The sequence below is a fragment of the Actinomyces sp. ICM39 genome (assembly GCF_000282935.1).
In the GTDB taxonomy this organism is placed as follows: domain Bacteria; phylum Actinomycetota; class Actinomycetes; order Actinomycetales; family Actinomycetaceae; genus Pauljensenia; species Pauljensenia odontolytica_B.
In genome coordinates this window covers 1-8,020 of record NZ_ALCB01000030.1, presented here as the reverse complement: position 1 = coordinate 8,020, position 8,020 = coordinate 1, and the positions used below count along the sequence as shown (strand labels likewise).

The 8,020-nt window shown below is 67.6% G+C and carries 6 protein-coding genes; all 6 read right to left on the bottom strand.

Annotation, left to right across the window (positions count from 1 at the left end):
- Nucleotides 1-167: 167 nt before the first annotated feature.
- A complete protein-coding gene (locus HMPREF1137_RS01715) occupies nt 168-638 on the bottom strand; it encodes a response regulator (protein WP_007588139.1) in 471 nt (156 codons plus the stop codon).
- Complete coding sequence (locus HMPREF1137_RS01710; RefSeq protein ID WP_034496292.1) at nt 635-2,722, bottom strand: sensor histidine kinase; 2,088 nt, start codon at nt 2,720-2,722, stop codon at nt 635-637. The genes HMPREF1137_RS01715 and HMPREF1137_RS01710 overlap by 4 nt, the downstream gene beginning before the upstream one ends.
- 19 nt (nt 2,723-2,741) lie before the next feature.
- The gene (locus tag HMPREF1137_RS01705; protein ID WP_034496296.1) at nt 2,742-4,154 is read right to left on the bottom strand and encodes an SLC13 family permease; all 1,413 of its coding nucleotides are present in this window, start codon (nt 4,152-4,154) and stop codon (nt 2,742-2,744) included.
- Nucleotides 4,155-4,733: 579 nt separating this feature from the next.
- Nucleotides 4,734-6,638: a heavy metal translocating P-type ATPase gene (locus HMPREF1137_RS01700; protein ID WP_007588136.1), complete on the bottom strand. Its 1,905-nt coding sequence runs from the start codon at nt 6,636-6,638 to the stop codon at nt 4,734-4,736.
- Nucleotides 6,635-7,003, bottom strand: a complete 369-nt coding sequence (cmtR, locus tag HMPREF1137_RS01695; RefSeq protein WP_007588138.1) for a Cd(II)/Pb(II)-sensing metalloregulatory transcriptional regulator CmtR — start codon at nt 7,001-7,003, stop codon at nt 6,635-6,637. Before cmtR ends, HMPREF1137_RS01700 begins: the two co-directional genes overlap by 4 nt.
- A gap of 150 nt (nt 7,004-7,153) precedes the next feature.
- Nucleotides 7,154-7,363 carry a hypothetical protein gene (locus HMPREF1137_RS10345; RefSeq protein WP_196792937.1) on the bottom strand — a complete coding sequence of 70 codons (210 nt, stop codon included), beginning with the start codon at nt 7,361-7,363 and terminating at the stop codon, nt 7,154-7,156.
- Nucleotides 7,364-8,020 lie beyond the last annotated feature (657 nt).

The window sequence follows — 8,020 nt, the reverse complement described above, 5'->3', positions numbered from 1 at the left end:
GGAGCCGATGGTGCTCCTCGACGAGATCTTCCAGGTGCTGGGCGCCGCCGGCTTCGAGGGCATCACGATGTGCAACGACCCGGGCCAGCAGGCCCAGGGCTGACAGAGACAACAAGGGCCGCCGCGCTCGCCTTCATCGGCAAGCGCGGCGGCCCTGCGTCTACCGTTTAGCGGATCGCCTCCATGACGCGCACGCCGTCGAGCACGCTCACGTAGGGCAGGGGGTTCACGCCGGACTCGAGGACGTACTCGGTGAGCTGGTCGCGCACGACCGCGCGCAGCTCGTCGGGGTTCCAGGGCTTGCCGATGTAGTAGTCCAGGCCCGCCTGGTTGACCGCTCGGATCGTGTCGGACTGGTCCGCCTGGCCGGTGACCAGGACCGTGCGGGTCGCACCGAAACGCTCGTCCTTCATGAGCTCCACGAGGAAGTCCACGCCCGACTTTCCGGGCAGGCGATGGTCGGACAGCACCAGCGCAAGCTCGTCCCCGTCTTCGACGATCTCGTCGATGACGGCCCACGCGTCGTCAACGTCCTCGGCGACTTCGAGCCGGATCTTGTCCCAGAACTGTTCAAGATCGCGCTCGAGTGCGTCGCGCACGTCTGCTTCGTCCTCAAGGGACAGGATTGTCAGGGTCATGATTCCTCCTCGTGTGGTTGGGCGGGCAGCGAGATCCGCATGATCGTGGATCCCGGGTGAGAGTCGATCGTGAGGGTGCCCCCATGATCGGCAATAATGCTTCGGACGATGGACATGCCCATGCCCAGGCCGAATCGGACGCGCCCCGCCTTGGTGGTGAAGTGGGGCTCCATAATCTTGTCGACGATTCCGGGGTCGATGCCCGGGCCGTTGTCGTGGATGGTGACGCTCACGCCCTCGGGCGTGGGACGCACGGTGATGCGGATGAGGGCGTCGGCCTCGCCGCGGGCGGGCAGCTCGGGCACGCCGCCCGAGGCCTCGGCTGCCGCGACCAGGTCGGCGTTCTCGTCCTCGATGGCCTCGGCAGCGTTGACGATGAGGTTCGTCCACACCTGCTGCAGCTTCGCCGGGTGCGCGTACACGGGCGGCACGTCCTCGTAGTCGCAGTCGATGCGAATGCCGCGCACCCTGTGGGCGGTGAGGCGCAGAACATCGTCGATGCCCTCGCGCACGTCCACGGGCTTGAGGTCCTCGGCGTCCGGGCGCGCGTAGCCCTTGAGGGACTGGGTCAGCTCAATGACGCGGTCGCCCGCGGCGAGCACCGAGCGCAGGGATCCGCCCAGGCGCGCCCCGGCCTCGTACGCGTCGATGCCGCCTGGGATCTGCGCGAGCGCACGCGCGCCGTCCGCCCCCTGGATCCCCGCGCGCACGAGGCGACGCGCGAGCGTGCGGTCACCGACGACGGGCAGGAGCTCCTTCATGAGGGCGCGCTCAACCGACGTGGAGCGCGGCGGTGCGGTGAGGGCGCGGGCCATCGCCTCCCTCGACGAGGCCGTGGCCGGTGCCGCGAGCGCGGCGTCGACATCCTCATGCAGGTGCTTGGCCGCGCGCACGAGGGCGGTCACCGGATTGTTGAGCTCGTGGGCGATGCCGGCGCTCAGCTCGCCAAGCATGGCGAAGCGCGCGCGTTCGACCAGCTCGGCGCGGGTGGCACGCAGGTCCTCGAGCGTGGCCGCCAGGGCCTCCTTCTGGGCCTCGAGGTCCTCGGCGAGCATCGCGTTTTGCAGGTGGAGGTCCTCGGCGCGCATGAGGCGGCGCGTCAGCGAGCGGATCGCGAGCGCGGTCAGGGTCGCGCCGATCGACGGGTCCTCAGAGATGACGATCTGGAGCTGCTCGGTCGTCAGGCGCACGAGCGTCGCCTCGGTCGCCGTCTCGCCCGTGAAGAACGCGTCCTCCGCGCGGGCCAACGACACGAGGCCGATGAGAGGGCCCGACGAGGCCAGGTGCGCCAGGACCTCACCCTGCGCCGAATCCCTGTGGAGCGACACCTGCCCGTCGAGCACCAGGTAGACGGCGCCCACCGGCTCGCCCTGGGTCACCAGCTGTATCCCCTCGGGAACGATGAGCCGAGGCCTCTGGCCGAGCACTCGCTCGACGCCGGCGAGGAGCTCCATGACGACCTCGTGCTCGTCGCGGTCCAGGCCCTCCAGGAGCGGGCCCTGCACGGCGAAAGGCGGCGGATCAGCGATGAGCGAGCGGATCTGCCTATCCGAATAGCCGCACCCCTGCAGGTATCGCACCATCGTCGAATAGGCCTGGCCTGCCAGCAGGGGAACCGTCCACGGGGACTTGAGGACCGAGGCGAGCGCGCATGACTGCATGCACCGGGCCAGGTCGCGGTGCTCGGGCTTATCCGTCACCACCACCCACTGCATGCGCTGCAGCGCCGGGAAAGTCCTCGCACGGTCAATGAGCGCATCAATATCGTCGACCTCGGAGGTCACCAGGCCCATCAGCACATGGTCGCCCGGGTTCAGGCTGGCCTCGTAGGCGGCCAGGTCCTCAATCTCGTCGATGCGATCCAGGCACAGGCCCGGGAATGCGTGCGCTAGATCCCTCGTAACGGGCGCGGCAATCGAGCGCGAGTCGTCGCCTACGACCAGCATGTGAATCGGGTAGCCGGCTCGGTGCCCGCCGCTGCGCACATCCGTGCGAGCCAGCACCGAGGCGTCCTCCGCCGCCGGCCCCTGCGTCCACCCGCGGGCCAGCCCCGGCCGGGGGCGCGCCGCCCCCGAACCGACCATGGCCTCGTCCCCGGACACGTCACATCACCCCAATGAATCCCCAGGTCAGCGGCGCGATGAACGCCAGGAGGATGATGCCCACAACGCCCACCACGATGCCGACAATCGCCATCTCGCGGGTCGGGGTCGTGCCCGTCGAGTAAGCGATCGCGTTCGGCGGGGTCGAGATCGGCAGGCACATGCCGAGCGAGCAACCCAGGGCGATGACGATGGCGATCTCGGCGGCGCTCGTGGAGACCGTCGTCGCCAGGCCCATACCCATGGGGATCAGGAGGTTCGCGGACGCGGAGTGCGAAATGACGTTCGAGGTCACCCAACCCACGAGGGCCAGCACGAAGATCAGGAGGATACCGGGGATCGAGGCCCACTGGATCGAGCCGAGCATCCACTTGTCGAGACCCGTCGCGGCCACGCCCGACCCCAGCGCAATACCGCCCGCGACCAGCCACAGGACCGGCCAGTCCAGGGCGCGCAGGTCGTCGCCGCTCATCACCTTCGTCATCAGAAGGACCACGACCGGCAGGAAGCCCACGACGTTGGCAGAAATGTGGTGCAGCGACTCCGTCATCCACAGGAGGATCGTCGCACCCGCGACCGAGTAGAAGATGATCGCGCTGCGCGACTTCTCGAAGCGCGCCGACGTATCAATGTCGAACTTGGCGTCGCTGGGGATGTAGCGCCACGCGATGAACGCCCACGACAGAGCCAGGAGCACCAGCATGAGCGGGACGGCCGCGAGCATCCACTGCAGGAAGGTCACCTTCACGCCCGCGTTCTCCAGGGCACCCAGAGCGATCGCGTTCGGGGGCGTTCCGACCGGCGTGCCCATGCCGCCGACGTTCGCGGCGACCGGGATCGACAGGGCGATACCGGTGCGCGCCTTACCCTCGGGCAGAGCCATGATGACGGGCATCATGACGGCGAACATCGTCGCCGTGGTCGCCGTGTTCGACATGAACATACTCATGATCGCGGTGATCAGCATGACGCCCATGACGGTCAAGCGCGGCTTGCCCATGAAGGGCTTGAGGAGGACCGCCGACAGGGCGCGGTCAAGCTTGTACTTGGCGGCGCCGTCGGCCACCATGAAGCCGCCCAGGAACAGGATGATAACCGGGTTAGCCAGGGCACCGAAGAACTTCGTGTATGCCGGGGCACCCTCACCCACGCTCAGCAGCGCGTGGTCCGAAATAAACAGGACCTCCAGGAAGATAACGAGGACGGCCGTGCCCGCGAGCGGCACCGCCTCCGTCACCCACAGCAGAATCGCCGCCAGGAAGATGCCGAACATGCGCGTACCGGCCACATCGAGGCCGGGTAGCTGCACGAACAGGCAGGTCACGATGCACGCCAGCGCCGCTACGGCGCCGAATACCTTGACCGGGCTGATTGATTGCTTCTTCTTCGAGAAATCTGCCGGTCGCGTGGACATATTCTGAGCGGAGCGCGGATTGATTGACACCGCGCCCTTGGAGCGTCGAGCCATTATGTGAAGACCTCATCGTCTTGCGTGGATAGTGTCCGACCAGTGTATGCCAGCACACACAAAAAGGGAAACCGGGGTGGGGCTTCCCGATGCCCCACCCCGGCTTAATGACGAGGCGCTGATCGACGCTTGACACCTCTCTGCCGATCACAGACGGCAAGATGCGATAACCGAGTCGCCTACTCCCAGTCACCGAACCGCGCGGGACCGGCTACTCGGCCCCGGCCTCGTCAATGTCGTAGCCCGTCGGGAGGGCACCCGGACGCTCCGGCTCCCACCCGAGCGCGGGGGCCACGTACTCCGCGAAGTTGCGGATAATCGACCAGTTTTCCTCGAATCCGAGCTGGTTGGGGATCGTCAGGAGGAGGGTGTCGGCCTCCGCGAGGGCGCGGTCCTGGCTCAGCTGCTTAATGAGCGTCGAGGGCGGTGTGGCCGTCGGCGATCAGGTCCAGGGCTGCGGCCTCCTCGGCGAGATAGAGGGGGTTCTCGTAGCGCATGTCTGAGTTATGGCGTTGGACGGAACACCTATTGCTTGCGGGCACGCGCAGCCCGCAGTCCGTTGGCGATGACGACGACTTCGGCGACCTCGTGCACGAGGACGACCGCTGCCAGGCCGAGCACGCCGGTGATCGCCAGCGGCAGCAGCACAGTGATGATCGCCAAGGACAGAACGATGTTCTGGTTGATGATCCTGCCGCCGCGGCGGGCGTGGCGCAGAGCCTGCGGGATGAGGCCGAGGTCGTGGCCGGTGAAGGCGACGTCGGCGGACTCGATCGCGGCGTCGGAGCCGGTCGCGCCCATCGCGATGCCCACGGTCGCCCCGGCCAGGGCGGGCGCGTCGTTGATGCCATCGCCGATCATCGCGGTCGGCGACGTCTCCGAGAACCCGGCGACGATACGAGCCTTGTCCTCGGGACGCAGCTCGGCGTGCACGTCGCCGATCCCGGCCAGCTTCGCCAGCGCAGCAGCGGTGCGGGAGTTGTCGCCGGTGAGCATGCTCACCTCGACGCCCTGGTCGCGCAGGGTCCGCACGACCTCGGGGACCTCGGGGCGCAGCTCGTCGCGGACGCCGATCGCACCGGCCAGGAAGCCGTCGACGGTGACGAGCACGCAGGTCTGCCCCTCGGCCTCCAGGTCTTCGACCCGGGCCTTGAGCGGACCGGCGTCAATCCAGCGCGGACTGCCCACCGCCACCCTGCGGCCGTCGACCAGGCCACCGATGCCGTGCCCGGCCTCCTCGGCCACGTCCTGCGCGGCGGGGGTTCCCCGGCCCGCGGCGGCGATGGCGGCGGCGAGTGGGTGCGTCGAGTGCTGCTCCACTGCGGCAGCCCAAGCAAGCACCTGTGCATCGTCGAACCCATGGGCGGCGACGATGGCGGTTACCTCGGGCCGGTTGCGGGTCAGAGTGCCGGTCTTGTCCACGGCCAGGTGCCGGATACCGCCGAGGCGCTCGAAGGCGGCCCCGCTCTTGATGACGACGCCGAACTTGGTCGCCGCACCGATCGCGGAGACCACGGTGACGGGCACCGCGATCGCCATCGCGCAGGGGCTGGCCGCGACGAGGACGACCAGGGCGCGGGTGATCCAGGTCTCCGGGTCACCGAGCAGGGACCCGAGCACGCCGACGAGGACAGCGAGGACCATCACGCCGGGCACCAGCGGGCGGGCGATCCGGTCAGCGATCCGGGCTCGGTCGCCCTTCTCGGCCTGGGCCTGCTCTACCAGCTCCACGATCGTGGTCAGTGAGTTGTCGGTGCCCGCGGCGGTCGCCTCGACCTCCAGCACGCCGGCGCTGTTGATCGCGCCCGCCGACACCGCTTCTCCGGGCGCGACCTCGACCGGGATCGATTCACCCGTGATCGCCGAAGTGTCCAGGCTCGACCGGCCCGAGCGGACCAGCCCATCGGTCGCGACCCGCTCGCCAGGGCGGACCAGCAGCACGTCGCCGACGGCGATCTCCCTGGCCGGGACCGAGGCGGAGGTCCCGTCGCGCAGCACGGTCGCGGTCTCCGGCACGAGCTTCAGCAGCGCGCGCAGCCCGCCGCGGGCGCGGTCCATCGCCTTGTCCTCCAGGGCCTCGGCGATCGAGAAGAGGAACGCCAGCGCGGCCGCCTCCTCGACGTAGCCGAGGATCACCGCGCCCACGGCGCTGATCGTCATCAGCAGCGCGATCCCGAGCTTGCGCTTCACAACGAGATTCCGAATCGCACCGGGCACGAACGTGTACGCGCCCAGCAGCAGGCCCGCCCAGAACGCGACCAGCGCCGCGATGTGCAGCCCCGACCACTCCAGCGCCAGGCCAGTGCCGAACGCGACGCCGGAGAGGATCGGCACGACCAGGCCGGGATCACGCCACCACGGGCGCTCTACCTCCTCTGCCTCGTCCGCGGGACTGGTCGTCGGCTCGTCGCAGCCGCAGGCGGCGCTCACGAGGCGTCCCCCGAACTGCTCGCGGCGCAGCAGCCTGGCACCGAGCAGGCTGGGTCGATGCACGGCGCGCTCTCGTCCACGGCGAGGGTCACATCGACCAGTGCCGTCAGCGCCGCGGCCAGGTGCGGGTCGGCGATCTCGTAGCGAGTCTGGCGGCCCTCGGGCTCGGCGACCACGATCCCGCAGTCGCGCAGGCAGGTCAGGTGGTTGGACACGTTCGAGCGGGTCAGCCCCAGCTCGCGCGAGAGCACCGCGGGGTGGCTCGGGCCGTCAAGCAGGGACATCAGGATCCGGGAACGCGTCGGGTCGGCCATGGCCCGGCCGAGCCGGTTCATGACGTCGAGGCGCGAAGCAATAGTCAGCATGCACTGAACTATACAGTGATAGCTGACCAATAGTCCAGTTGCAGGGGCTGCCGCACGTGCTCCGCGCGCTTGCGGCGCTCGGCTCGGCCGGGCCGTCACCAAACGGGGGAAATGGCGTCATTAGAGGTACGACACGCCGGCGACACGCCGCTAACCAGCTTCTAATGCTGCAAAACCCCCACCGCAGCCAGCCTCGTGCGCCACGTCGCCTACAAGACCTGGGCGCAGGGCCGATTGGCGCGAAAAAATCGCCCAGCACGGCCCCTTCAGCGGCATTTCCGCGAAAAGTTCGCCCAGCAAGCGTAAAAACGCCAATTTTGAGCCATTGTGAGCGCGCAGGGCGAACTTTTTCGCGCTCACGCACACATCAGGCCACGCTGGGCGAACTTTTTCGCGCAAGAGGAGCGACAACGTGGCGACTTTGAAACCGACAACACCACTGCGCGCCCCTGAACAGCAACCATTGAAACCGGCATCACCTCTGCACCCGAAAACTGCACCAAAAACACCCATTTCGCACCCACAAAGGCGATGACGGTTTCAATCCCACACGAGCACGAGCGAGCAAAGGCGATGGCGGTTTCAGACAACCGGCCAACCTGGCTCGCGGGTTCCAGCTGCGCGACCAGCAGGTATCAATGTGCCCGCTACCCCAAAAACTCGCATGCAATTCCCCCGCGCACACTTCATGCTTTGAAATATAATCGTTGAAATTCCGGGCTTTTCACTCAGTGACGAACTGCAGGTGTCAGGGAATTGCATGCGAAACTGAGGACAGGGAACGCTTCGAGGCACGGGGCCTGGCTGTGGTGCCCACGGGAGCAAGAACATCACCGCCACCCATATTTCGCACGTAATTTATCGCGGTCATTTTTCGAGACACCCCAAAAACGTTGCAATTCCAACGACGCAAATTCAATGTTTGAACAAGCCGCAGGGGAATTACGTGCGAAATTGATGGGCGGTGGCGGGGCCTGGCCGCGGTGCCGGTGGGCGGTGGCAGGGCCAGGGCGGGCC